Below are 26,135 nucleotides of genomic sequence, written 5' to 3' on the forward strand. Positions count from 1 at the left end.
GATTCATCGTGCGCTTTTTTGTTAACAGGCAGGATAAGGCGCCGTCCTAGGCTTGGTTCAGGAAGTCCAATACCACTTGGTGATGATCTTTGGTCTTAAACTTATTGAACACATGTTCAATTTTGCCATCTTTGCCGACCAAAAAGCTGAGGCGATGAATGCCGTCATATTCTTTCCCCATGAACTTCTTGGGTCCCCAGACGCCAAATGCATCCGCAACCGCATGATCTTCGTCGCTCAGTAGGGTGAAATTGAGTTCATCGCGCGCGACAAAGCGGGCGATCTTTTTGACGGGATCCGGGCTGATACCTAACACCACGGTATCCAGCGCGTCGAGCTCGGCCTTAGTATCACGCAAAGAGCAGGCTTGTGTGGTGCAGCCTGGTGTCATTGCTTTGGGGTAAAAATACACGAGGACGCGTTTTTCGCCTTGAAACTGGCTAAGCGTGACGGTGTCGCCATTTTGATCTTGCAATGAAAAATCGGGCGCTAGAGCGCCTTCCGTTAATGTTTGCATGCGCTGCGTTTCCTTTTTTGTCGGTAAACCGAATTCACGATGATAGAGGGTGTTCGAGATTACGCAAGTTTTTGATATTACGATCACGCTCTTGACAGTGTTTGACCTTTTATTGACGCTAACGAGACGCTGATTCAATGATAAAATCGCAAACTTGAATGTAGCGGTAAGAAATGTCGAATAAGACACGCCAGCGCGCAGGGTTATTCTTGTGTTTACCCAGCGCCAAAAGTAACATTGCAAGCATCACCAATAAGGGAGACGAACATGGTTTCTGGAAGCATAGTGGCGCTCGTCACACCAATGGATGCACATGGCGAGGTGGATTACGTTAGTCTGAAAAAACTGGTCGAGTTTCATATCCAAGCGGGCACAGATGCGATTGTCGCAGTGGGCACAACGGGTGAGTCGTCGACAGTAACCGTGGATGAGCACATTAAAGTGGTCCTAAAGACCTTGGAATTTGCGGATGGACGGATTCCCGTTATTGCAGGTACGGGGGCAAATGCCACCCACGAAGCGATCACTTTCAGTAAAATGTTTGCCGGGTCGGGCGTAGCCGCTTGTTTGAGTGTGACCCCTTATTACAACAAGCCGACGCAAGAAGGCTTATTCCAGCATTATAAAGCCATTGCCGAAGCGACCGACTTACCTCAGATTCTCTATAATGTTCCCGGTCGTACCGCCGTAGATATTCAGCCTGAAACGGTGGCGCGCCTAGCGACCTTTGACAATATTATCGGCCTAAAAGATGCCACTGCCGATGTCAGTCGTGTCGCCATTCATCGGGAACTTTGTGGCGATGACTTCCTCTTATTTAGTGGTGATGATTTAACAGGGCTAGATTTTGTCCTTGCTGGTGGACATGGTGTGATTTCGGTCACTAACAATGTTGCCGCTGCGGCAATGGCCAAAATGATTCAATTGGCGCGCGCCGGTGAAGCAGACCAAGCGCATGCAATCAACGAGACGCTGATCCCTTTACATCGTCACCTTTTTGACGAAGCCAATCCGATCCCTGTGAAGTGGGCAGTCCGAGAAATGGGATTGATTGCGGATGGCCATCTTCGTCTGCCATTAACCGAATTAAGCGAGCATTTGCGTCCCGATGTCCGAGAGGCCATGCAGGTTGCGGGTGTTGTTTAAGCCGTTGGAGTGTCAATGAAACCAGTATTTAAGCTCGGCCTTTGTGCCATCATGGTCACCGGGCTGGTGGCCTGTAGTGGTGGCGCCGAGCAACGCCGTCAAGCCAAAGATGATTTTAGCTACTTGCAAACGACCCCGCTGTCGCAGTGGCAAACCTTGCCGGATCAAGCGCCTTACTTTTCCACCAATTATCAGATCCCTGAGCAAGACTTTAAGGGCGAAATCGGCAAAAATGTCGATATTCGTCCGCCGCGTCAAGTGCTTGATTTAGTGCCAGGGGCGCGTATTGAGCGTGACAGTCGTGGAATAACCGTCGCGGTTGCCAATGAGCAGCAGCTTACCCAATTATGGGAAACCGTTGAACGTCTGGCGAACGATAAGACCATTCCTGTTGAGACACAAGCCGCAGATCAAATTGACACCGGCTGGATCGCTTGGGAAAAAGAAGACAGTGCTCATCAGGCTCGGTTCCGCCTATCACGACTCGAACAAGGGCGGCGATTTGCACTAGGCGTCAATATGATTGATTCACGCGCCAAGGCCAGTGATGAACCTTTGACGCCGGCAGAGCAGGAACGCTATAACACCTTAATGACCAATCTGATTACGGTGAGCCATGATGCAGCACTACGTGCAGAGGCGCGCCGTTTAGCTGCGCAACGTCAGTCAGATATTCCGATGAGTTTTGGTACTGATCGAAGTGGCTTGCCAGTGATTATTGCGCGTGCTCCGTATGATGTCGTATGGGAAAAACTTCCTGAGATGATTAAACCGCTCGGATTTACGGTAGAAAGCCGCAACCAATCGCAAGGTACGGTGAAAACGCGTCACGTTGCGCCGAATGATGAGCGTTGGCAAGCCCTTGGGGTTGAACCTATCTCGCTGCCGGACAATAGCTACACACTATTGTTAGGGGATTTAGGCAACCGCACCTCAATCAATGTAACCGACAGTGATGGAAAGCCGGTTAAAAAAGCAACGTTAGAAGCGCTTAGCCCAGCGCTGAAAGCGGCCATTGCGCAGCTTAGCCAGGCCACATCGCAGTAATCTTATAGGGACGCCAGACAGCGTCCCTTATTTTTTAGCGCCTAATGGAGAGAATAGGTAATGGAAAAACGTGCTGAGTTGTATCGCGGTAAGGCAAAATCTGTTTATGCAACCGATGATGAAAACCGCTTTGTTCTGCACTTTCGCAATGACACCTCTGCGTTTGATGGTGAGCGTGTTGAGCAACTTGAGCGAAAAGGTGAAGTGAATAACAAGTTCAATCACTTCATCATGCAAAAGCTTGAGCAGGCAGGTATTCCCACCCAAATGGACCAACTGTTGTCCGATACCGAGTGCGTGGTGAAAAAGCTCGATATGATCCCGGTTGAGTGTGTGGTAAGAAACATTGCCGCGGGCTCACTTTGTCGCCGACTGGGCGTAGAAGAGGGCACAGCACTCACTCCACCCACTTTTGAGTTGTTTTTAAAAAACGATGCGCTGCATGATCCTATGGTCAATGAATCACTGTGTGAGTCCTTAGGGTTCGCGAGCCAAGCCCAATTAGCGACCATGAAGTCGCTGACGTATCAGGTTAACGATGTGCTTAAGGCGCTGTTTGCTGAGGGTGACTTATTGCTGGTGGACTACAAGCTGGAGTTTGGCGTTGACGTCAACGGTAATATTGTCCTTGGCGATGAGTTTAGCCCAGATGGCTGTCGTTTGTGGGATGCCAACACGCGAGAAAAATTGGATAAAGATCGCTTCCGCCAAGGTCTAGGTGGTGTGGTAGAAGCTTATATCGAAGTAGCAAAGCGTATCGGCTTAGCCCTATAATTTTTTGGCTTAAAAAGCAAACGATTGCGTCGCGTGTGAAGACAATAGCACCGTGTAAATAAAATAGCGCCATGGATATGGCGCTATTTTTTATCGTCGCTCTTATCAGTAGGGAGGTCGGTATTATCGTTTGCGTCATCGTCAGACGCTGAACGTTGATGCTTATCAGGCTTGTCTTTGTATTTAAGCCCAAACTTGGCGTTGGCGGTGTATTTGAGCGCCATGATGTTACTCACGACCACGGCGACCACAATGGTAATAATCACATAAGGATTGGTTAGCCATTCCATCTTTCCACCTCGCATAAGTTGGTGACGTAAGTTGAATATATCCAATCTAATTGGCCGAGGATAGCGTCTTTCCCACAAATCGGCGCATGGGTGATCGCAGCCGCGAGCATATCCTGAGAGAAAGCGGATAACATTGACGCACTGGTGGCAATATGGCTGATATGCCATGGCTCTCTGGCAACCCCGCCTTGGTATCTCGCATAAGGAAGAAAGAAACCAAATGCTGATACATTGGCATGTAGCCAAGAGGAAAAGGCCGCTTGCGGGCCACTGTCGTATTCGGGGGGCGTTAAAGCCAGCGGCTGATCAGGGATAAGAGACTGCTTATCGTACACATCCATGTCTGTTCCCCAATGATGTCGACTGGCGCCGGGTAACGCCGACCAGCGTAAGATCGCGTGCACCCGTTCCTTGTCTGATAAGCGGGTTATATCCATAGGTTGGCTGTGAGCATCAAGGACAGGCAGATCGCCGTTAAATTTACCATTCCAGATCGCCAACTGGCGTTCAAAAGCGCGATAACCACTGGCGACTCTCAACGCGAACCCAGCACGACTCGCCGCCTTTTGTAAGGCGGCGACGTCAGATAACACATCCTGATGCAAACAGGGCGCCCCAGGTTGCGCGTTCATTGGTTGAAGGGCTGAAGAGTCTTGCCCAATCAACTGTGCTGCGCGTAGGCTCACGGTAGCGCCTTTTCCAACACTTTTTGGTACATGTCGGTCAGCTTTTCCAAGTCAGGAATACTCACACACTCATTGACCTTATGAATCGTGGCATTGACCGGACCCAGCTCAATCACTTGAGCGCCCATCTGGGCGATAAAACGACCATCAGAGGTGCCACCGGTTGTCAGTAATTGCGGCGTTTGATGATTCACCTCTTCAACCGCGGCCACAACTGCATCAAGCAAGGTACCTTCATCGGTCAAAAACGGGTCGCCACTGTGGGTCCATTCTAAGGTGTAGTCGAGCCCGTGCGCGTCCAGAATAGAATAAACTCGCTGTTTGATGGTTTCACTATCTAGCTCGGTACTAAAGCGGAAGTTAAATTGCGCATGACACTCACCCGGGACCACATTGGCTGCGCCGGTACCTGCCTCAATATTTGGGATTTGAAAGCTTGTCGGTGGGAAAAAAGCATTGCCATTATCCCACACTGTTTGCACTAACTCTGTTAGCGCTGGCATGGCCTGATGGACAGGATTACTTGCAAGGTGCGGATAGGCGACATGGCCTTGTACACCTTTAACGTACAAATCGCCAGTGATGGATCCGCGACGACCGTTTTTGACCACATCACCGACGTGATTCGTACTTGAGGGTTCACCGACAATACACATGTCGATTTTCTCATTTCGAGCCATCAGCGTATCGACGACGCGGGTGGTGCCATTAATAAAGGGTCCTTCTTCATCCGACGTGATCAGAAACGCGAGTGAACCCGAGTGGTCTGGATGCTCGGCAATAAAGCGCTCAACAGCCACAACCATGGCGGCGAGTGAGCCCTTCATGTCCGCGGCGCCACGTCCATGAAGGTGATCGTCAATGACAGTGGCTTCAAATGGCGGCGTATGCCATTGATCGCGCGGGCCAGCGGGGACGACATCGGTGTGGCCCGCAAACGTGAAGAGCGGCCCATCAGTGCCCCGTCTCGCCCAAAGGTTGGTGGTATCGTCAAACACCATGGTTTCAATCGTAAAGCCCAGGGCTTCTAATCGAGCAATCATTTGAGCTTGGCAACCCGCATCTTCCGGTGTGACCGACTCACGATTGATCAAGTCTTTTGCCAAAGCCAGCGTAGCAGTATCAGTCATTGGAGTTTCCTTACAGCAACAGTAAATAAGTGCTTACATTACGCGAAAATCTCAGCGTATTGGCTCTCTTTAAAGCCAAGATAGTACTTCCCTTCGTGTACGAGTAAAGGGCGTTTAATGATCGCTGGATTGTCTAACATGATCGCAATCGCACGGGGTTGGTCTAAGCTGGCTTTTTGTTCGTCACTTAGCTGGCGATAAGTGGTGCCACGCTTGTTAATCAAAGGCTCCCACCCTAATTCGGCAACAAAGGTCTGTAACATCTCGGCATCTAACCCCGTCTTGCGGTAATCGTGATACTGATAGTTAATGCCTTGGTTATCCAACCATTTAAGGGCTTTTTTTAGGGTGTCGCAGTTTTTAATGCCAAATACAGTTGTCATGGTCGTTATCATCATTATTTACGGACAATTAAGAGTGACATCGCTCAACATTGAACGCAATAGTGGGGAAGGGGCCGTTTGGCGATGCGATAAGGGATGAAGCGTGTGAAATGTGCCACTAAATGAGTCTGCAGCACGTCGATTTGATGGCCTTTTGATCAAACGCAAAGCCTCTTCGCAGGCGGCATGAATAATGGGAACATTCGTAACTGTTGGAGGTTCATATGGAACTAAACCCGGTATTCGCCCGGCGTCTCTATCTTGCCGTGTTGGTAGAAGAAATGGAACGCCCAAATGTGCCACGCCTTATCGAGGCGACAGGCTGGCCCCGTCGTACGATCCAAGATGTATTGAAATCACTGTCTGGGCTCGGTATTGATATGACTTTTATCCAAGATGGAAAGCGTCATAACGATGGTTACTACCAGCTTAAAGACTGGGGACCGTTCCGCCGTGATTGGGTCGAAGATAAAAAGCGCGATATTCGCTCTTATATTAACTAGCTGCTCGCTTAAGGCGTGATAAGCTCAGCGTCGGTTAAACGTTGGCGAATGACCTCGGCACGTTGACGGTTGGCGCCAAAGTCATAGTAGCCAATCCGAGATGCGGAGCGAAGGGCGATCTGGTTGCCCTCAAGCGAGACTTCAACATCATCCACAAAGCGCAGCACCTTAGTGGTGAAGCGTAAGTGTGCGTAATTATCTTGCGAGGTGACGACCTCAGCACGAGGCATGGCGGCGATATGCGCGACAATGGCTGAAAACGCCACGTTGTCGTTGGCGATATCAAGCGGTGCCAGCTGGAATTTTTCTCGGGTATCTGCCGTAGACACACAGTTGGGGCTATCGCCACAGGCCGTCACTGGCGGATGTTTAGCCATCGTTTCTCCTTTGCTGCAGCCAACCAAAGTGATGATCCCTATAACCGTTATCAGTCGCTTCCACATTACGCCCTCACCAATATATAGCCAATGAACCCTATCCAGCTTACCACAAGTAAAAGCCATGGGAGACTGCTGTAGCTTTTATCCAACCCTGGTTCAGCGGGGCTGGAGTCATCGACTGGGGCTTGAGACGCTTTCACAGGCGCGGCGCTTGATGGTTTATTTTGTTGTTTTTTTCGTGCTTTATCCTGCTCGCGTGCTTTTGCTTTTTGTTCCTTTTTATATTGGGCAATCCCTTTTTCAATCCCTTGTGCAATCAGTTTGGTCTGCGCTTTTGTTTGTCCCGGTTTTTGCGTGGCTTTCGCAACGCGCATGGCGTCTTGTTGCGTTTCTGGCGAAATCGTCGCGTTGGCTTTGGCTTTGGCCATAAGGGCTCCATGTAACGCTTAATAAATAACTCCACCCAAGGATAACAAATTTTACTTTTAGGCTTGCAGTTTTTATTCATGTCGCCATGGTAAATATGTGACTTCTCAATCAATAAGCTTATGGATACATTTCATCACTTTGACGACAAAGGGTATATCAAGGCACCGCAGATTGCCGTGTTGTGTTTACTGTTATTAAGCCGCGCGTGGTGGCTATTGGCAATGGCTGGCGTGAGTAGAGAGCAGGGTAGTGAGTTGCTCGCGCTGGTCTATCCTGAGTTATCGGCGTTTTATATAAGCTTGGCAATTGGCGTGGTGCCGCTCGGGTTGTTGTTATTAGTCGGTAACTGCGACAGAGCGCCTGAATGGCTAAGACAACACTGGCACATTGGCTATTGGTGGGTTTGGCTATTATGGCTATGGGAAGCTTATCAAGTCTGGCAAACGTTCATCGTCACTGGGGGGCAGTTTGATTGGCTGCTTGCTTTACACGGCCTTTGGCTAGCTTGGGCAAGCCTTTATTGGGCAAGAAGCCGACGCGTCAAACGCTTCTTTTTTCAGTTTACGAGTGATGGCCGAGCGATGGCTTAAAAAAAACGCAGCCAATTGGCTGCGTTTGTCTAAACCAGAGACGGTTCATTACTTGGTGACGCGTAATACTGGGGTTTCACCCACAGTGACGGCACCTGATAGTTTGGTCAACTCTTTGATCTCATCCATATTCGAGATCACAACAGGTGTCAGTGTTGATTTCGCTTTCTCTTCGAGTGTCGCTAAATCAAATTCAATCACGGTATCACCGGCTTTAACCGTTTGACCTTCTTCGGCAATGCGCTTGAAGCCTTCGCCTTTCAGCTCGACGGTGTCGATACCAAAGTGAACAAAAAGCTCGACGCCATCGTCTGACTCAATTGAGAAAGCGTGGTTGGTTTCGAAAATCTTACCGATAGTGCCGTTTACTGGCGCTACCATTTTGTCACCAGATGGCTTAATCGCAACACCATCACCGACGATTTTCTCAGCAAACACAACGTCAGGCACGTCTTCGATGTTGACGATCTCACCCGACAATGGGGCGATAATTTCAATAGCACTAGCGTCGTTGCTGTCTTCAGACACCAACTTCTTCAGTTTGTCGAACAGACCCATAGTGTTGCTCCTAAGCAGTAATTCTTTGCTGATTGTATATTAGCAAGCGGTTTTTTCCGCAATAAATTTTTCGACATAGGCCTCGATTTCTGCCGCAGTTGGCAAAGTGAGCGCTGTGTCGGCCATCGCTTTCACATCAGCAAAGTTGGCATTACGGATAATCTTCTTGATGCGAGGGATAGAAATGGCACTCATGCTGAACTCATCCAAACCCATTCCCATCAATAGTAACGTTGCTTTCTCATCACCTGCAAGCTCTCCGCACATCCCCGTCCATTTTCCTTCAGCATGTGAGGCATCAATCACTTGCTTGATAACCGTTAGTACTGCAGGAGACAGTGGATTGTACAGGTGCGAAATAAGCTCGTTACCACGATCGACCGCTAAGGTGTATTGGGTCAAATCGTTAGTGCCGATGCTGAAAAATTCCACTTCTTTCGCGAGGTGGTGAGCGATTGCAGCCGCGGCCGGTGTCTCAACCATTACGCCGATTTCAAGATCAGCATCAAAGTCGAGGCCTTCTTGGCGTAGCTCTGCTTTGTAGGTTTCAATCGCTTCTTTTAGCTCGCGAATTTCTTCGACAGAAATAATCATCGGGAACATGACACGAATTTTACCGTGTGCCGATGCGCGTAGAATCGCACGTAGCTGATCGCGGAGAATTTCGCGACGGTCAAGACTGATACGGACGGCTCGCCAGCCCAAGAATGGGTTCATTTCTTCAGGCAGGTCCATATAAGGCAGATCTTTGTCACCGCCAATGTCCATGGTGCGAATGATCACTGGGTGACCATCAATCGCTTTTGCGACCGCCTTATACGCTTGATATTGCTCTTCTTCAGTAGGGAGCGAGTCACGGTCCATGAACAAGAACTCAGTGCGATAAAGACCCACACCTTCACCACCGTTACGGTTCACACCGTCACAGTCTTTTACTGTGCCCACGTTGCCGCACACTTCGACCTGGTGGCCGTCTAATGTGATAGCAGGCAAGTCTTTGAGCTTCGCGAGCTCGGCTTTTTCCGCGATGTGTTGATCACGAATCGCTTTAAACTTGTTGAGCTCGTCGTCAGAAGGATTAACGACAATTTGGTTGTTAATCGCATCAAGCACCAACATGTCACCGTTTTTAACATTGGCGGTGGCGTTGTTAGTGCCCACAATTGCTGGAAGCTCTAACGAGCGTGCCATGATCGACGAGTGCGAGGTGCGACCACCGATATCGGTGATAAAACCGAGCACATAATTCAGGTCAACCTGTGCTGTTTCTGAAGGCGTCAGATCATTCGCAACCAGGATCACTTCTTCGTTGATCGCGCTCAGAGACACCATGTTGATGCCGAGTGCGTTTTTAACAAAACGAGAACCAATATCACGGATATCTGCCGCACGCTCTTTCAGATAATCATCATCCAGAGATTCAAGCGTCACCGCCTGCTCTTCAATCACAGCGTAAATCGCATGATCTGCAGTGGCATGGTTAGATTTGATGAAGCTGACAATCTCGTCTTCCAGCTCTTCATCTTCAAGCAGCATGATGTGACCTTCGAAGATCGCTTCTTTCTCTTCGCCGAAGGTTTCCCTTGCTTTGTCTTTGATCGCTTCGAGTTGCGTCTTAGACTGTTCGCGAGCATCCAATACGCGCTGAATTTCTTTTTCAATTCGAGACGCATCAATCTTATCTTTATTGATGACAACGTCTTCTTCTTGCAACAGCAGTGCTTTACCAAAAGCAATACCAGGTGATGCCAGGATGCCTGAAATCATAGCTTTACCTTACGTTTATCCAACTTAAAACCGATAGAAAAAGAGCCGGATTACTCCAGCTCGTCCATCAGTTTTACCAGGTGATCAACGGCTTGTTGTGCTTGCGCACCTTCAGCAGAGATAGTCACCTTGGTGCCTTTGGTCAAGCCAAGGGTTTGCAGTTTAAATAGGCTTTTCGCGCTCGCGCTCTTACCGTTTGACTCAACAGTGATGTCAGCGTCATAGCTTTTTGCTTCTTTGACGAACTGCGCCGCTGGACGAGTGTGTAGGCCGTTTTCTGCACTAATTTCAACTTGCTTCTGATACATGATTCACCCCGTTTCTGTATTTTTTTAAATCTATGTATTAAATATAAGATTAGCTTAACCGCTAACGGGCGATTTCGCTATCCGTTGACGCTAACCTAACCAAGAAATCGACCAGATAGCTTAATCCATGTCAATTTCATGTCATCTTTCTCTCATTTTTGACCTTCCACTCACTCGCCTCAAGGGCTTTTATTTTGATGCGGAAAATAAAAATGTTGCTGTGTTTTACTAAAGCTTAATATAAAAATCAAACAAAAAAGGCCCAATTTGGGCCTTTGTTGTGGGAAGAAACCAGTTGAAGATTGCTAACCTGCTGTTACTGCTCTGTTTCCAGCTCAGTGAACATGCCAGCAAATAGTGGCGAACTGAGATAACGCTCGGCGGCACTTGGTAAAATTGTGACAATCGTCTTATTCGCAAACTCGGGGAGCTCGGCAATTTTGTTCGCGGCGACAACGGCTGCGCCTGATGAGATCCCACCTAGGATACCTTCTTCTTCCATCAAGCGGCGTGCCATGGCAATCGCTTCATCTGAGCTCACAGAAACGACCTGATCAACTAACTTAATATCCAAGTTTTTTGGGACAAAGCCGGCGCCGATGCCCTGAATTTTATGGGGGGCCGGTTGTACGTCTTGGCCAGCAATAGTTTGAGCAATCACGGGTGACTCCGCAGGCTCCACCGCGACGGTGGTAATGGCTTTCCCTTGCGTGTTTTTGATATAGCGGCTCACACCGGTCAGTGTCCCGCCGGTGCCGACACCGGCAACAAACACATCGATTTCACCGTCAGTATCTTCCCAGATCTCAGGGCCTGTGGTCTTTTCGTGAATTTCTGGGTTGGCTGGGTTGTCGAACTGCTGGAGCATAAGATATTTACCAGGCGCTTGCGCCATGATTTCCTCTGCTTTCGCAATTGCGCCTTTCATCCCTTTAGGCGCTTCGGTGAGCACCAATGTCGCGCCCATCGCTTTAAGTAGCTTACGACGCTCAAGGCTCATCGACTCTGGCATGGTAAGCGTCAATTTATACCCGCGTGCTGCGGCAACATAAGCCAGCGCAACCCCGGTATTACCACTCGTAGGTTCAATCAGCTCAATGCCTGGTTTCAGGGTGCCTTTTTTTTCCGCATCCCAGATCATGTTGGCACCGATGCGGCACTTCACACTAAAGCTTGGGTTACGTGCTTCTACTTTTGCTAACACATTCGGCTTAGCAACACGGTTTAGGCGTACCAGTGGGGTATGGCCAATTGTTTGCGTATTGTCTTCGTAAATCTTGCCCATTGTATCGTTCCTTCATGACACCGATTTAAATCACTGCTCCAAGCATATCGCTAATGCCTGTTTTTGAAAGGATCGGTTGGTTATATCTTATTGTGAGTGTGAAAGCGTAAGGGGCGCTAATTACGCCCCAACTGCTCCTTATGGCGATCGACCCACATGGCGGTTGCACCACATACTGCGGCAGGCATGACGATGAGATTCAGTAAAGGTGTCATAGTAAACAACATGACGACTGCGCCAAAGCTCAACGAGGTGCCTCGCTGTTGTTTGAGAGTATCGCGCATGGTTGGGAAAGCGACCTTATGGTTATCGAACGGGTAGTCGCAATACTGAATGGCCATCATCCAAGCGCTAAATAAAAACCAAAGCACAGGGCCTAAGGTTTGGCCAATGGCGGGGATCCAAAGCAATAACAATAATCCGAGTGCTTTGGGTATGTAATAGGTTAGCTTTTGCCACTCGCGCTTCATAACACGCGGTACATCCTTGATAAGTCCGGTGATCCCATCGTCGGGCGCGGGGGCACCGGTGAGTTTCGCTTCCAGATGCTCAGACAATAAGCCGTTGAATGGCGCCGCAATCCAGTTAGCGAGAGTACTGAATGCGTAGGAGAACACCACTAAAATCGCAATCACGACCAAAGGCCAAATCACAAACGAGAGCCAGGATAACCACTCAGGTAGCATAGCCATCCAGTGATCGAGCCATTCACTAAATTGTGAGAGTAAATAGATAAACGCCCCGCCGAGTAGCAGCACATTCACGAGGATCGGAATGATCACAAAGCGGCGTAATCCGGGTGTCATCATTAATGAAAACCCCTGAAAAAGGTAGCCCGCGCCGCTTTGAGGACGAGGGCGTGTCGCGTTGTTCATTGTTTCTCCTTGATGGTTTACGGTATCGACTGACGGTTTGCGGTTATAGTATGGGGGAGCCATGGCGATGACAATGACCCCATAATGGGAAAGTTTACGGATTTGTGTGTCTCGATTCGTTAAATTCTTCCCAACTTTTGATACAGTTAACTAAGTTGACCATTAACGCATTGCGTCAGCCATCGGGCCCCGCTTATGATTCCACTAACGTTTGCAAAGCTGTCGGCGTTGTGACATAAGCTAATCAAAACGCTGAACATAGATAGATTTGAGAATCAATGATGCAGGAATTGCGCCTTGTACTGATTGTTTTGGGAGCATTAGCAATTGCAGCTTTGCTTTTGCATGGTCTCTGGACAAACAAGAAAGAAAAGACGACCAAGTTCGGCGAAAAGCCCTTGGGAAAACTGGAAGACGATAACGACGCGCAAAAGTTTGACCAAGACGGTATTGGTGCGGTGAGAGTGGTCAGTAATACTAAGCATGGCAATGAAAAGCCCGCGCGTCAGGAGCCTGCTGTCAGCTTCGGCGACAAGCCTGATGTTGATCCTCTATTTGCCGGTGACACTCAGGTGGCGTCTGACTCAGAACAAACGCTTTACCCGTCAATGTCGGCAACCGATGATGATCCTAGCTTTGCCTCTGCGTCGATTGCCTCCAATGATGGCGACGAGACAGGAGAGACAGAAGCTGCCAATATCGCCTCCGCGCAACCAGAAGCGGAAACAATGCATACCGACGAGGCGACTCAAGCTGAGGTTGATGAGCATGAAAGCCACGAGCGTGGATCAGAAAAAACGGCAACCCAAGCCGATGAGCCCGACGATACCGAAGTATTAGTCTTACACGTGCATGCCAATAATAATGCGGTATTTAGTGGTTTGGACTTAATTCCGACCCTTGAGCAATATGGACTGCGCTTTGGTGATATGGGGATTTATCATCGTCATTCAGACTTATCTGGCAGTGGTAAGGTTCTATTCAGCGTCGCGAATATGGTCAAGCCCGGCACCTTTGATGTGAGTCACTCAGAGAGCTTTGAAACGCCAGGGATCAGCTTTTTTATGACGCTACCTTGCTACGGTGAGCCAGAGCAAAACTTTAAATTGATGCTGCAAACGGCACAACAAATTGCGGATGAGTTGGGTGGATTGGTATTAGATGATGCCCGCTCAATGATGACACCATCACGCCTTGATGAATACCGTGAGCGAGTGAAAGCCTTCAACGCCTCGTAACGCGCTTAACACCGATTGATGATTGCTTAGACGGACAGCGGGACATGGCTCCCGCTGTTGGTGATTTATCGATATACTTGTCTGCAACTCTGCTGATACGACGAACCAAACCATGGCTTACAGTAAACAACAACTTGATGACATTAAGCATCAGCTCAACTATCACGCCTACCGTTATTACGTTGAGGACAGTCCTGAGCTGCCCGATGCCGAATACGATCGTTTGATGCAAACGTTGCTGGCCATTGAAGCTGAGCATCCTGAATGGGTGACGTCAGATTCGCCTAGCCAGCGTGTAGGCGGCGCGCCACTGAGCGCTTTTGAAACCGTTACCCATGAGCTGGCGATGTTGTCGCTTGGTAACGCGTTCAGTGATGATGATCTCGTCGATTTTGAGCGCCGAGTCAAAGACAGACTCGGTAACACTGAACCCGTCACCTATACCTGTGAACCAAAGCTTGATGGCTTGGCTGTCAGCCTGATTTATGAAAACGGTGTATTGGTGCAGGCCGCGACGCGAGGCGATGGGACCACGGGCGAGAACATTACTCACAATGTAAAAACGATTCGCAATGTCCCATTGACCTTGCAAGCAGGGGATTGGCCTGAGCGTTTAGAAGTGCGTGGCGAAGTGTTTATGCCGAAAGCAGGCTTTGAAGCGCTTAATGAGGCAGCGTTAAAGCGTGGCGATAAAACCTTCGCTAACCCACGGAACGCTGCGGCGGGTAGCCTGCGTCAACTTGACTCGAAAGTCGCCGCCAATCGACCGCTGAGCTTTTATGCCTATGCGGTGGGCGTGATGTCGACACCGTTCGGAGAAGGGCAGAGCGAGCGCTTAAATAGGCTTAAAAAATGGGGGCTTGCCCTGAGCCCAGAAGTAAAACAAGTGTCGGGGCTTGAGGGCGTTAAAGCCTACTACCAAGATATTTTGGCCCGCCGTGATGATCTGCCCTATGAAATTGATGGGGTGGTGATCAAAGTGGACAAGATAGCCAGCCAAGAAACGCTCGGATTTGTTGCACGGGCACCACGCTGGGCGATTGCCTATAAATTTCCGGCACAAGAAGAAATCACCCGCCTCAACGATGTTGAATTTCAAGTTGGCCGCACGGGCGCTATCACCCCAGTGGCGAAGCTTGAACCTGTTTTTGTCGGGGGCGTGACGGTGAGCAACGCGACCTTACATAACGGTGATGAAATAGAACGTTTAGGCGTGCACATTGGCGATACTGTGGTCATTCGCCGTGCGGGTGATGTGATCCCACAAGTGGTTGGCGTCGTGGAAAGCCGGCGTCCGGCGCAGGCGAAACCGATTGTGTTTCCCGACGCCTGTCCGGTCTGTGAGTCGGTCGTGACCCGCATTGAGGGTGAAGCGGTCGCACGCTGCACCGGCGGGCTTATTTGTCTGGCTCAGCGTAAAGAAGCGATCAAACACTTTGCCTCACGCAAGGCAATGGATATTGACGGCCTAGGCGATAAAATTGTCGAGCAGTTAATTGAAAAAGAGCTGATTGAAACGCCTGCCGATCTCTTCACTTTAACCCCAGGGCGTGTGACTCAACTAGATCGAATGGGGCCGAAATCGGCGCAAAATTTGGTTGATGCGTTGGATAAAGCCAAAGCGACGACGTTATCACGCTTTATCTATGCGCTTGGGATCCGAGAAGTCGGTGAAGCCACCGCGCAAAATCTTGCCCTGCATTTTAAAACCTTAGACGCTCTGCGTGCAGCGAATGAAGAAGCACTGATTGCGGTGCCTGATGTGGGCGCCATTGTCGCGGGCCATATTGTTCGCTTTTTTGCTGAGCCACATAACCAAGCGGTTTTAGATGCGCTGCTCAACACCGGCATTCACTGGCCAGCGGTGAGTGCGCCATCAGACGAACAGGCACAACCGCTGGCGGGGAAAACCATTGTGCTGACCGGTACGCTATCGCAAATGTCACGCACCGATGCCAAAACGGCGTTACAGGCACTGGGCGCGAAAGTGACCGGCAGTGTCTCGGCAAAAACCGATATGTTGATCGCCGGTGAAGCGGCTGGCTCTAAACTGACGAAAGCACAAGATCTTGGCGTGACAGTCCTCGACGAAGACGCGATGATCGCCTTAATCAACCAATAGTTTACATGGCCATGTGCAGCCTCTGCACATGGCCTGATTGTGGAATTTACCTGGACTGGTAAACTAACCGTTACTCATCATTCTCAGCACTGGGATAGGGATCCTAATGACTATCAAAACCCGCTTTGCCCCCAGCCCAACGGGCTTTTTGCACGTGGGCGGTGCACGTACCGCACTGTATTCTTGGTTAGCAGCACGCAGCCAAGGCGGTCAATTTGTCTTGCGAATTGAAGATACTGATATCGAACGTTCAACCCAAGAAGCGGTTGATGCTATTTTAACCGGCATGGAATGGTTAGGTCTTGATTGGGATGAAGGGCCGTACTACCAAACCAAGCGCTTTGATCGTTATAACGAATTAGTCGATCAGTTGCTGGCCGAAGACAAAGCCTACAAGTGTTATGCGCCCAAAGATCTTTTGGACACCATTCGTGAAGAGCAAAAAGCGAATGGCTTAAAGGCACGTTACGATGCTAATCACCCCAAAGTGGTTGAAGCAAACAGCCAAGCCAAGGCGGATGACCCGCATGTGATCCGTTTCCGCAACCCGAAAGAGGGTAAGGTTGTTTTTGACGATAAAATTCGCGGCCGTATTGAGATTGCCAACAGCGAGCTTGACGATCTGATTATTCGTCGAACGGATGGCAGCCCAACTTACAACTTCTGCGTCGTCGTGGATGATTGGGACATGGGGATCACCCAAGTTGTCCGCGGCGAAGATCACATTAACAACACGCCGCGCCAGATTAATATCTACGAGGCACTGGGCGCGCCCGTTCCTGAGTTTGCTCATTGCTCGATGATTCTAGGCGACGATGGCGCCAAATTGTCTAAACGCCACGGTGCTGTCAGCGTCATGCAGTACCGTGATCAAGGCTTCTTGCCGCAAGCGTTGCGTAACTACCTTGTGCGTCTTGGTTGGTCGTACGGTGACCAAGAGATATTTTCAATGGAAGAAATGATTGAATTTTTCTCATTGGGAGCGATCAGCAAGTCGGCGTCAGCGTTCAATACGGAGAAACTGCATTGGTTGAACAACCATTACATTAAGCATGGTGATCCGGACGAGGTCGCTAAGCACTTGCAGTGGCATCTTGATCAACAACAGATTGACGCTAGCCAAGGCCCTGCCTTGACGGACGTCATTGGATTGGTTGGCGAGCGCTGCAATACCCTGGTGGAATTAGCCGCACAAAGCCGTTACTTCTACCAAGACTTTGATGAAATAGACGCAACCGCCGCGAAAAAACATCTGCGTCCCGTCGCTTTAGCGCCGTTGCAAGTGGCAAAAGGCAAGATTGAAGCGCTGGATGATTGGACGGTTGATGCCCTGAAAGCGGTGATTGCCGATACGTGTGCAGAGCTAGACGTTGGTATGGGTAAAGTCGCATGCCATTGCGTGTTGCGGTCACGGGTGGCGGTCAATCCCCATCTGTTGATGCGGTGATGCATCTGATTGGTAAAGATCGGGTAGTTGCCCGCATCGACCAAGCGATCAAGCTGGTTGAAGCGCGCGCAGCACAAAGCTAAATCCGGTTATCTTGAAGACTAAGTACGTTAGTCTGATGACAAAGATAAGGGCGCTGAATGTCAGCGCCCTTTTTAATGGATGAAGGTTGGGGGATTAGTGCTTTTCTTCTTCCATTTGCGCACTGTCAACAATATGGTTTTCGCCCATTTGGCGCGGGAGTACCAAGTTGAGCACAATCGCTACCACACCACACAGGCTAATACCTTGCAGGCTAAAATCGCCAATGCCAAACGCCATGCCGCCGATACCAAATACCAAGGTGACACCAACAATGGCAAGGTTACGCGAATCATGTAGGTCGACTTGATTACGAATCAAGGTATTGAGCCCGACGGTCGCAATAGAGCCAAACAGCAAGATCATAATCCCGCCCATCACTGGTAAAGGAATGGTAAGCAGCATTGCCCCGAGCTTACCCACAAAGGCGAGTACGATGGCAGTGACCGCCGCATAGGTCATGATTTTGGGGTTAAACGCTTTGGTCAGCATTACCGCGCCCGTCACTTCACTATACGTGGTATTGGGTGGCGCGCCGAACAGTGAAGCGGCAATGGTTGCGGCACCATCACCGGCCATCGTGCGGTGTAAGCCTGGCTTTTTCAGGTAGTCTTTACGGGTGACATTAGAAATGGCCAGCATATCGCCTACGTGCTCAACGGCAGGCGCGATGGCGACAGGGATCATAAATAAGATGGCATTGATGTTAAACTCTGGGAGGGTAAAAGCAGGCATCATCAACCAGCTCGCATTCGCAACTTGAGTAAAGTCAACAATACCAACGACGAGGCTGGCAACATAGCCCACCACAATCCCTGCCATAATCGGGACTAATTTGAAAAAGCCTTTCGCAAACACACTCACTGCAATGGTCGTGAGCAATGACAGCAAAGAGATCCAGATAGCCATGTCCCCCGCAATTAACTGCTCACTCCCATCGCCGGTTTTACCGAGTGCCATATTCACGGCGGTGGGAGCCAACCCAAGGCCGATAACCATAATCACAGGGCCAACTACAACCGGTGGCAGGAGCTTGTGAATAATATCCACGCCTTTAATCCGAATGATGGCGCCCATCAATAAATAGATCACACCGGCTGCCATGAGGCCACCCATGGTGGCGGGAATACCAAAATTGTTGACGCCGTACAAAATGGGAGCAATAAAAGCGAAGGAAGAGGCAAGGAAGATAGGGACGGAGCGGCGGGTGATGACTTGGAATATCAGGGTACCGATCCCGGCCCCAAAGAGTGCGACGTTCGGGTCGAGCCCGGTTAACAGTGGCACTAACACCAAGGCACCAAATGCGACGAACAGCATTTGTGCCCCTTGTAAAACTTGCAACATAATCTCACCTCCAAAAAAAATCGCGCAATGCTAGCACAAAGCGTTTATGTGATTCCCATCATGTTTTTAAATGTGAGATCGGTGGCAGATAAATGATGTAACGGATTTCATTTTAATCCATATGCAAACATAGTCAGCCACATGATCGCTTGCTCGCCTTGATGGCATCGAATCAATGGTGTTTGCTGGTGGTGCGACCCCCTTTGTCCTCTCTTTTTTACAATTGAGGATTGCTGAACCTAGCGCTATCCGCTTATGATCGCTGGACGCCCATTTATCCATGTGGAAAAACTATGAATCGATTTTTGTTGGCCCTTATTGCCTTTGTTTGGTTGCCAAGTGCGATGGCAAGCCCCCTTTATCATGCCAGTATCCCGCTGGATAATGGCGCGCAAACCTCACAACAAGCGGCAAAAAAACAAGCGCTGATCGCGGTACTGACTAAAGTCTCGGGACAACGCGAGGTGTCGGATAATCCTGCGGTCGAGCAAGCGCAGCAAGACGTTGATGGTTTCATCTCTCAGCTCGGATATGGAGAAAGCAAGGATCAATCTGATGGTGCCGCACAGCGAACACTCGAAGTCGGCTTTGATAGTCAAAAAATTCGCGCGGTGCTGCGCCAGGCAGGGTTGCCCTTATGGGGGAGTCCTCGCCCAGCGGTATTAGTGTGGCTCGTCGATGACCGTGATGGCGACCGGCAAATTATTTGGGAGCAAAGTGGGCGTCCTGTGATTGACCAACTACGTGATGCAGCGGCCATACGCGGCCTGCCGGTGTTAATTCCGGTGGGTGACTTTGATGATTTGATGGCGATCTCTAGCAGTGATCTGTGGGGCGGCTTTATTGATCCTGTTGAGCAAGCCAGTCAGCGCTACCAGCCCGATGGCATTGTGATCGGAAAGTTGACTGAGCAAGGGATCCGTTGGCAATTCTTCCCCGATACCAGTGACATGCAATCAGATCAAACTCGCGGGCAAGCCAATAATGCCCAAGCCATGATTGATACTATTGCTGATTACTATGCCGAGCAAACTGGTGTGGTACTCGATAACGATGATGAGCGTGCATCGCTTCAAATTGCCATTGCAGGCATGGATAACGGCGATGACTATGTCGATCTTGAGCGCACATTAGCGGGGTTAAATGCGCTACAACAGGTGCACTTAGCAGAATTAAACGATGATACCCTGATTTTCGATGTACGTTTAGCGGCCTCTCAACAAGCACTAATCAACGAGCTCACCGCCAATCGACATATTCGCTTGATGACGCCTCAAGAGCGTGAGGCACGTATGATGGCACCCGCTGAAGAGCAAGACAGCACGATGTCAGAGGACAAGAGTGAGACTGCTGTATCCGACACTGATAGTGACAAGCAGACAACCGAGTTGTTGTTTGCTACCCCAGCACTGACGGATAGCCGCGATGCCGATTCAACCGACAATCAACGCCTGTGGTTTGTGTGGACGTCTTAATCTGACCTGAAAAGCAATAGTCAAACCTAAAGGCTAGCGACGACCGCTAGCCCTTTTGTGAATAAATAGTACGACGCCAAGCAATCAGACTCACCAGGCCACTGATAACAATCCACATCCAAAGCGGTCCGTTTCCCCATTGACGGTAGGGTGTCAGCCCCTGTGTTTGAGTAATTTGTGTGGTTAAAACTTGCGTCTCAAATTGTGGCAATGAGGCGTCAATCTGACCGCGTTCATCGACTAAAGCCGTCACCCCGTTATTGGTGGCTCGGATCACGGGTAAGCCGAACTCGAGCGCGCGCATACGCGCAATTTCTAGATGTTGCCAAGGCCCAATAGAGCGCCCAAACCAGGCGTCATTCGAGAGGGTAATAATGGCGTCGCTACTGGCGGTGAGGTTTTCACGGATTTGCGCGGGAAACGCAATTTCATAACACAGGGCGGTAATGTATTCCCAGCCGTTCGCAGGCAAAGCCGGTTGAATCGCTTCGCCTGGAGAAAATGACGACATGGGCAGATTAAAAATCGGCGCCAAAGGACGAAGCAGTGATTCAAACGGCACAAACTCGCCAAAGGGGAGTAAGTGATGTTTGCTGTACTGGGCGGGTGCTGGATACTGATAGCGCGGCGTTTTTGCACCGAGCGCGAGCACATTATTAAAATAGGTGCCATCCTCACGCTGATCGAGCGCCCCCGTGATCACCGTGGTTTGATTGTGCTTGCCCGCTTGGTCTAACTGCGAAAAAAAGCGGGGAAGATCTCGCTCTAATGCGGGAATGGCGGCTTCTGGCCAAATCACCACGTCACTGTCCCAATGTTGACGGGTTAAATCCAGATACTTCATCAAAGTTGGCCAGCGTTGGTCGGCGCGCCACTTGAGTGCTTGAGGGACGTTGCCTTGGATCAGTGAGACCGTTTGCTGCTGATCGGTTTTGGTTGTCCACTTGACCGACCCGAGCCCTTCACTGACGGCAAAAAGCCCTATGATAGCGATCATACCGAAGAGGCGAGCACGCCCCTGCCATTGTCCCCAATGGGGGGTCACTAAGGCGGCTAAGCCCGCAAGCGACACCAAGACGAGCGTGATCCCTTGTACACCCAGTACCGGGGCGATACCCGCAAACGGGCTGTCTATTTGGCTATAACCTGGCCATAACCAGGGAAAACCGGTAAATACCCAGCCTCTTAGCCAATCAACCACTAACCACAAGGCAGGTGCCAGCATCGTCCATTTTATGCCCGCTTGCTTGATGGGTGATTTATGTATCAGCCAGCCGAATAGCGCGGGGTAAAGCGATAAATAGACGATAAGCAGTGCCATCAAAAACAGGCCTGCGATCACAGGCATCCCGCCAAAATGGTCAATACTGACATACACCCAGCTTACCCCAGTTGTAAACTGGCCGAGCCCCCAGCTAAAACCTATCCAAGCCGCACGTTTGGGCGAGGAAGCAACTTGCAGAAGAAGCAACAAGCCCCAGAGCGCGACCAACATAAAGGGCCAATAGGAAAAAGGGGAAAAGGCGAGGGTGGCAAGCGCACCAAAAAGGGCAGCCAATAATGGCTGCCCCAATGGGCGTAAACGGTTAGGCGTTTTCACTGTTCGATTCGCTACTGTCTGGAATGGTAACTTGTAGCTGAATGATACGACGACTATCAGCGGCCGTCACTTTAAATGGTAGTCACCAATGTCGACTTCTTCACCACGATCAGGAAGATGACCAAAACTGGTCATAACCAACCCACCGATAGTGTCTACCACGTCATCTTGGAACTGGGCGCCAAAATGCTCGTTAAAGTCTTCTAAGGTGGTCAGTGCTTTCATCGAGAAGGTATGGCGACTGAGTTGGCGAATCTCTTGCTCTTCCTCATCGTCATACTCGTCTTCGATCTCGCCTACAATTTCTTCGAGAATATCTTCAATGGTGACAACACCCGATACCCCGCCGAATTCATCGATGACGATCGCCATGTGGTAGCGTTCTTCTTGGAACTCTTTAAGTAGACGGTCAACCCGCTTACTCTCTGGTACCACCACAACAGGGCGTAAGACCTTTTCGATGTCGAAATCTTCAGCATCGGGGCGCAGATAGCGCAACAAATCTTTCGCAAGCAAGATGCCTTCAACATGGTCTTTGTCATCACTGATCACAGGATAACGTGAGTGTTGGGCATCAATAATAATATTAATGATCGCTTCCAATGACTGCGATCGTTCAACGATTACCATCTGCGAACGGGGTATCATGATATCTCTCACACGCATGTCAGAGATTTGCATCACACCTTCCAGCATATCCCGGGTGTCCTGATCGATCAGGGCGTTTTGCTCTGAGTCGCGAAATACGTCCACCAGTTCTTGTCTGTCTTTTGGATCAGCTTGGAAAAACTGACCCAGCCGTTCGAAGAAGGTCTTCCTACTCGGACCGTCTGCGTTTTGCGAATTATCGTCGTTCATTCAATTTCATTCAGTTAGTTAACGCTCAATGAAGTCATTCGCATAAGGGTCACTGACCCCCATGGTTGCCAGGATCTTTCGTTCCAAGGCTTCCATTTGCTCGGCTTCATCATCCTCAATATGGTCGTAGCCCAATAAGTGTAAGCTACCATGGACGACCATATGTGCCCAGTGATCCATCAGCGTTTTGCCTTGCTGCTGTGCCTCTTGCTCAACAACTTGGCGACATACCACCAGATCACCGAGTAAATCTATGTCTACCCCAGGAGGTGCTTCAAAGGGGAAAGATAACACATTCGTCGGTTTATCTTTGCCACGATAGTCGCGATTTAAGCTCTGGCTCTCACCTTCATCCACAATCCGGATCGTCACTTCCGCTTGAGGCTTGGCTTCGCGTATTGCATGTTCAAACCAAGCTTGAAGCTGGTCATCACTGGGCAGCCCCTGTTCGTCATCACAGGCGACCTGCACATCGACGTAATAGCTCATGATGGGTCCTGTGGTGGGATAGAGGTTGGTTGCACCGCGACCTGCTGTGCTTCACGCGCTTCTCGGCGACGTGCTTCAGCCTCTTTGCGTGCCTTCGCATCTTCTGCTTCCCACTTATCATAGGCCTGAACAATACGAGTAACCACTTGGTGGCGCACCACATCGTCGGCTTGGAAGAAGTGAAAGCTAATTTCATTCACGTCAGACAGCACTTCAATCGCATGGCGTAGCCCTGAGCGGGCATTGCGCGGTAAATCGACTTGGGTAACGTCACCGGTGATGACGGCCCGTGAATTAAAGCCAATCCGAGTCAGGAACATTTTCATCTGCTCGACCGTGGTGTTTTGGCTTTCATCTAAGATGATAAAAGCATCATTCAAGGTTCGGCCACGCATATAAGCCAGCGGTGCTACCTCGATCACATTACGATCAATCAGTTTTTCGACCCGCTCGAAACCGAGCATCTCAAACAAGGCATCGTAGAGTGGACGCAAGTAAGGATCGACTTTCTGGCTGAGATCGCCAGGTAAAAAGCCTAACTTTTCACCCGCCTCAACCGCTGGACGTGTTAACAAAATCCGACGAATCTCTTGGCGTTCCAGCGCGTCTACCGCAGCTGCGACGGCGAGGTAGGTTTTACCTGTGCCCGCCGGACCAATGCCAAAAGTAATGTCATGATTGACCATATTGGCGATGTATTGCGCCTGATTTGGCGTGCGCGGTTTGATCACCCCTTTTTTGGTCTTGATGTTAATCTCTTTACCGTAAGGGATGCTCGATTCGGTGTTCTGTTCTAACACGCCAGACTCTTTGATCGCCAAATGAATGGCTTCGGGCTCAATGTCGGGCGAACTGCCACGCACGGGGGCCGTATCCACATACAGCCGCTTTAAGATGTCGACGGCGGCGTTGGCGGTGTGAGGTTTGCCCATCACCGTAAAGGCATTATGGCGGTGGCTAATTTCAACACCCAAGCGGCGCTCTAGTTGTTTGATATTATCGTCAAACGGGCCACATAAGTTGGCAAGACGGGTGTTGTCGGCAGGTTCTAATGTAAGGTCAAGAGAGATGATTTTAGACAAGATTATCCTCGCTTTCGGCGCCGGTCACCCGACGCCGTTGAATTGATGAACGCGTTATGGCGTGTATACACCAACACCAAGCTCGTTTTCGTTGCGCGTCTTCGCCATGATTTCGGTTGGCGAGACGGCGACACGCAAGTCCATATCTTTTTCGGTACGAACCAGCTCACCGCGGAGCGAGTTTGGCATCACTTCAGTAATTTTTACGTCAACAAATTGGCCAATCAAATCGACAGAGCCTTCAAAGTTGACCACTCGGTTATTCTCAGTACGGCCACGCAGCTCCATAAGATTCTTACGCGATGGCCCTTCGACTAAGATACGTTGTTCGGTTTCTAGCATCATACGTGAATAGCGCATCGCTTGGCTGTTCACTTGCTGCTGCAAACGGTACAGGCGTTCTTTTTTCACTTGCTCTGGTGTGTCGTCAGGCATATCTGCCGCTGGCGTCCCTGGGCGAGGTGAATACACAAAGCTGAAGCTCATATCAAAGTCGATATCGGTAATCAGCTTCATGGTCGCTTCAAAGTCTTGCTCGGTTTCTCCTGGGAAGCCGACGATAAAGTCTGAGCTGATGGTGATATCGGGACGTGCCTGACGCAACTTACGGATCTTGGATTTGTACTCAATCGCCGTGTGCGGGCGTTTCATCATGGTCAAGATTCGATCAGAGCCACTTTGTACCGGCAAGTGCAAAAAGCTCACCACTTCTGGCGTATCACGATACACCTCAATGATATCATCGGTAAACTCAACCGGATGGCTGGTGGTATAGCGAATGCGATCAATACCATCGATAGCGGCGACATAGCGCAGTAAGTCAGCAAAGGTACAGATGTCGCCATCATGAGTCTCACCGCGATAGGCATTCACATTCTGGCCTAGCAGGTTTACCTCACGCACACCTTGCTCGGCAAGCTGGGCAATTTCGAACAGCACATCGTCGAGCGGACGGCTCACTTCTTCGCCGCGCGTATACGGCACAACACAGAACGTACAGTATTTCGAGCAGCCTTCCATAATGGAGACAAACGCTGTCGCGCCATCGGCACGCGGCTCAGGCAGACTGTCAAACTTCTCAATTTCTGGGAAGGTAATGTCCATCACTGTGCCACTATCGCCACGTGATTGTTTTATCATTTCAGGCAGGCGATGTAGCGTTTGGGGGCCAAAAATGACGTCCACATAAGGCGCACGCTCGCGGATGTGATCGCCTTCTTGGGTTGCCACACAACCACCAACGCCGATTACCAGCTCTGGATTCTTGTCTTTGAGTGTTTTCCAACGCCCCAGTTGGTGGAATACCTTTTCTTGTGCTTTTTCACGAATTGAACAGGTATTGAGGAGGAGAACATCTGCGTCTTCTGGTTGTTCGGTCAGCTCATAGCCACCGGCAGAATTTAGCAGATCTGCCATCTTGGATGAGTCATACTCATTCATTTGGCAACCCCAGGTTTTGATCAGCAGTTTCTTAGCCATGTAACTTCACGCTCATTATTAATCTTATGGTCGGCATTACCCTTTCAAGCTGTATGGTTTTTAATCAGTCAATCAGCTTGGCAAGCCGCATATTGTACTGCTTTCCTATATCGCTGACCAGATCACAGGCTGGGAGAAATGGTGTCAATCTGGTTAAGTGATTGAGCCGACGCCGCAAAACGAGATCGGAAAAGCGAATTTGCCCCCACTTTGATCGGATTGATATCGAATTCTCGTTTACCTTCAGTA

Annotated in this window: 25 protein-coding genes and 2 pseudogenes; 9 read left to right on the plus strand and 18 right to left on the minus strand. The window is 49.9% G+C overall.

Annotated features, from left to right (window positions below; all coding sequences use genetic code 11):
* Positions 1-46: 46 nt before the first annotated feature.
* Positions 47-517 (minus strand): thioredoxin-dependent thiol peroxidase, encoded by a 471-nt coding sequence (gene bcp / locus HLG76_RS08635; RefSeq protein WP_077575946.1) that lies wholly within the window; start codon positions 515-517, stop codon positions 47-49.
* 267 nt (positions 518-784) lie between these two features.
* Between bcp and dapA the strand changes: the two genes are divergently transcribed.
* From dapA to purC, 3 genes are read left to right on the plus strand one after another with little or no spacing between them, the layout of a single operon-like run.
* Positions 785-1,663: a 4-hydroxy-tetrahydrodipicolinate synthase gene (gene dapA / locus HLG76_RS08640; RefSeq protein ID WP_025744469.1), complete on the plus strand. Its 879-nt coding sequence runs from the start codon at positions 785-787 to the stop codon at positions 1,661-1,663.
* Between the two features lie 15 nt (positions 1,664-1,678).
* Entirely contained in the window at positions 1,679-2,710 is a 1,032-nt protein-coding gene (bamC, locus tag HLG76_RS08645) for an outer membrane protein assembly factor BamC (protein WP_077660745.1), read from the plus strand.
* 60 nt (positions 2,711-2,770) lie between these two features.
* Entirely contained in the window at positions 2,771-3,484 is a 714-nt protein-coding gene (gene purC, locus HLG76_RS08650) for a phosphoribosylaminoimidazolesuccinocarboxamide synthase (RefSeq protein WP_077669026.1), read from the plus strand.
* 83 nt (positions 3,485-3,567) lie between these two features.
* On the opposite strand, the gene HLG76_RS08655 is transcribed toward purC, so the two are convergent.
* Genes HLG76_RS08655 through HLG76_RS08670 form a run of 4 tightly spaced genes read right to left on the minus strand, consistent with a single transcriptional unit; the run spans position 3,568 to position 5,973 of the window.
* Positions 3,568-3,774 carry a DUF2897 family protein gene (locus tag HLG76_RS08655; protein ID WP_025744471.1) on the minus strand — a complete coding sequence of 69 codons (207 nt, stop codon included), beginning with the start codon at positions 3,772-3,774 and terminating at the stop codon, positions 3,568-3,570.
* Positions 3,762-4,460 carry a M15 family metallopeptidase gene (locus HLG76_RS08660; protein WP_368656352.1) on the minus strand — a complete coding sequence of 233 codons (699 nt, stop codon included), beginning with the start codon at positions 4,458-4,460 and terminating at the stop codon, positions 3,762-3,764. Before HLG76_RS08660 ends, HLG76_RS08655 begins: the two co-directional genes overlap by 13 nt.
* Positions 4,457-5,590 (minus strand): succinyl-diaminopimelate desuccinylase, encoded by a 1,134-nt coding sequence (gene dapE / locus HLG76_RS08665; RefSeq protein WP_077575942.1) that lies wholly within the window; start codon positions 5,588-5,590, stop codon positions 4,457-4,459. The genes HLG76_RS08660 and dapE overlap by 4 nt, the downstream gene beginning before the upstream one ends.
* 38 nt (positions 5,591-5,628) lie before the next feature.
* Positions 5,629-5,973: an ArsC family reductase gene (locus tag HLG76_RS08670; RefSeq protein ID WP_077575941.1), complete on the minus strand. Its 345-nt coding sequence runs from the start codon at positions 5,971-5,973 to the stop codon at positions 5,629-5,631.
* Between the two features lie 224 nt (positions 5,974-6,197).
* Here HLG76_RS08670 and HLG76_RS08675 point away from each other — a divergent pair, with 224 nt between their 5' ends.
* On the plus strand, positions 6,198-6,476 hold the full coding sequence (locus HLG76_RS08675) for a helix-turn-helix domain-containing protein (protein WP_077461603.1): 279 nt from the start codon (positions 6,198-6,200) through the stop codon (positions 6,474-6,476).
* A gap of 8 nt (positions 6,477-6,484) precedes the next feature.
* On the opposite strand, the gene HLG76_RS08680 is transcribed toward HLG76_RS08675, so the two are convergent.
* Both HLG76_RS08680 and HLG76_RS08685 read right to left on the minus strand, forming a co-directional pair.
* Positions 6,485-6,853: a DUF1499 domain-containing protein gene (locus tag HLG76_RS08680; protein ID WP_158011434.1), complete on the minus strand. Its 369-nt coding sequence runs from the start codon at positions 6,851-6,853 to the stop codon at positions 6,485-6,487.
* 65 nt (positions 6,854-6,918) lie between these two features.
* Positions 6,919-7,284, minus strand: a complete 366-nt coding sequence (locus HLG76_RS08685; protein ID WP_077660748.1) for a DUF2956 domain-containing protein — start codon at positions 7,282-7,284, stop codon at positions 6,919-6,921.
* A 120-nt stretch (positions 7,285-7,404) separates the two neighbouring features.
* Between HLG76_RS08685 and HLG76_RS08690 the strand changes: the two genes are divergently transcribed.
* Positions 7,405-7,875, plus strand: coding sequence for a DUF2919 family protein (locus HLG76_RS08690; protein ID WP_077461600.1), 471 nt, complete (start codon positions 7,405-7,407; stop codon positions 7,873-7,875).
* A gap of 48 nt (positions 7,876-7,923) precedes the next feature.
* On the opposite strand, the gene crr is transcribed toward HLG76_RS08690, so the two are convergent.
* The 5 genes from crr to cysZ form a co-directional block, all read right to left on the minus strand.
* Complete coding sequence (crr, locus tag HLG76_RS08695; protein WP_025744475.1) at positions 7,924-8,433, minus strand: PTS glucose transporter subunit IIA; 510 nt, start codon at positions 8,431-8,433, stop codon at positions 7,924-7,926.
* A gap of 39 nt (positions 8,434-8,472) precedes the next feature.
* Positions 8,473-10,200 (minus strand): phosphoenolpyruvate-protein phosphotransferase PtsI, encoded by a 1,728-nt coding sequence (gene ptsI / locus HLG76_RS08700; protein WP_077575939.1) that lies wholly within the window; start codon positions 10,198-10,200, stop codon positions 8,473-8,475.
* Between the two features lie 50 nt (positions 10,201-10,250).
* On the minus strand, positions 10,251-10,508 hold the full coding sequence (locus HLG76_RS08705) for an HPr family phosphocarrier protein (protein ID WP_025673281.1): 258 nt from the start codon (positions 10,506-10,508) through the stop codon (positions 10,251-10,253).
* 316 nt (positions 10,509-10,824) lie between these two features.
* Entirely contained in the window at positions 10,825-11,793 is a 969-nt protein-coding gene (gene cysK / locus HLG76_RS08710; protein ID WP_077461598.1) for a cysteine synthase A, read from the minus strand.
* A 116-nt stretch (positions 11,794-11,909) separates the two neighbouring features.
* Positions 11,910-12,668 (minus strand): sulfate transporter CysZ, encoded by a 759-nt coding sequence (cysZ, locus tag HLG76_RS08715; protein ID WP_025744477.1) that lies wholly within the window; start codon positions 12,666-12,668, stop codon positions 11,910-11,912.
* Positions 12,669-12,946: 278 nt separating this feature from the next.
* On the opposite strand from cysZ, the gene zipA reads away from it, so the two are divergent.
* From zipA to gltX, 3 genes and pseudogenes are all read left to right on the plus strand, one after another.
* On the plus strand, positions 12,947-13,906 hold the full coding sequence (gene zipA / locus HLG76_RS08720; protein ID WP_077679005.1) for a cell division protein ZipA: 960 nt from the start codon (positions 12,947-12,949) through the stop codon (positions 13,904-13,906).
* A gap of 112 nt (positions 13,907-14,018) precedes the next feature.
* Positions 14,019-16,028 (plus strand): NAD-dependent DNA ligase LigA, encoded by a 2,010-nt coding sequence (ligA, locus tag HLG76_RS08725; protein ID WP_175993484.1) that lies wholly within the window; start codon positions 14,019-14,021, stop codon positions 16,026-16,028.
* Between the two features lie 106 nt (positions 16,029-16,134).
* A pseudogene (gene gltX, locus HLG76_RS08730) lies at positions 16,135-17,558 on the plus strand (glutamate--tRNA ligase).
* Positions 17,559-17,652: 94 nt separating this feature from the next.
* Here the strand turns inward: gltX and HLG76_RS08735 are convergent.
* Entirely contained in the window at positions 17,653-18,903 is a 1,251-nt protein-coding gene (locus HLG76_RS08735; protein ID WP_077647135.1) for a uracil-xanthine permease family protein, read from the minus strand.
* 293 nt (positions 18,904-19,196) lie between these two features.
* Between HLG76_RS08735 and HLG76_RS08740 the strand changes: the two genes are divergently transcribed.
* Positions 19,197-20,378: a DUF2066 domain-containing protein gene (locus HLG76_RS08740; RefSeq protein ID WP_175993485.1), complete on the plus strand. Its 1,182-nt coding sequence runs from the start codon at positions 19,197-19,199 to the stop codon at positions 20,376-20,378.
* Between the two features lie 46 nt (positions 20,379-20,424).
* On the opposite strand, the gene lnt is transcribed toward HLG76_RS08740, so the two are convergent.
* From lnt to miaB, 5 genes and pseudogenes are all read right to left on the minus strand, one after another.
* On the minus strand, positions 20,425-21,978 hold the full coding sequence (gene lnt, locus HLG76_RS08745) for an apolipoprotein N-acyltransferase (protein ID WP_368656353.1): 1,554 nt from the start codon (positions 21,976-21,978) through the stop codon (positions 20,425-20,427).
* Positions 21,965-22,836: pseudogene (gene corC, locus HLG76_RS08750) on the minus strand (CNNM family magnesium/cobalt transport protein CorC). Before corC ends, lnt begins: the two are co-directional and overlap by 14 nt.
* An 18-nt stretch (positions 22,837-22,854) precedes the next feature.
* Entirely contained in the window at positions 22,855-23,325 is a 471-nt protein-coding gene (gene ybeY / locus HLG76_RS08755) for an rRNA maturation RNase YbeY (protein ID WP_025744482.1), read from the minus strand.
* Positions 23,322-24,410, minus strand: coding sequence for a PhoH family protein (locus HLG76_RS08760; protein WP_101494535.1), 1,089 nt, complete (start codon positions 24,408-24,410; stop codon positions 23,322-23,324). The genes ybeY and HLG76_RS08760 overlap by 4 nt, the downstream gene beginning before the upstream one ends.
* A gap of 51 nt (positions 24,411-24,461) precedes the next feature.
* Positions 24,462-25,886, minus strand: a complete 1,425-nt coding sequence (miaB, locus tag HLG76_RS08765) for a tRNA (N6-isopentenyl adenosine(37)-C2)-methylthiotransferase MiaB (RefSeq protein ID WP_077461589.1) — start codon at positions 25,884-25,886, stop codon at positions 24,462-24,464.
* Positions 25,887-26,135 lie beyond the last annotated feature (249 nt).

This window comes from Salinivibrio sp. EAGSL (assembly GCF_013366455.1).
GTDB lineage: Bacteria > Pseudomonadota > Gammaproteobacteria > Enterobacterales > Vibrionaceae > Salinivibrio > Salinivibrio costicola.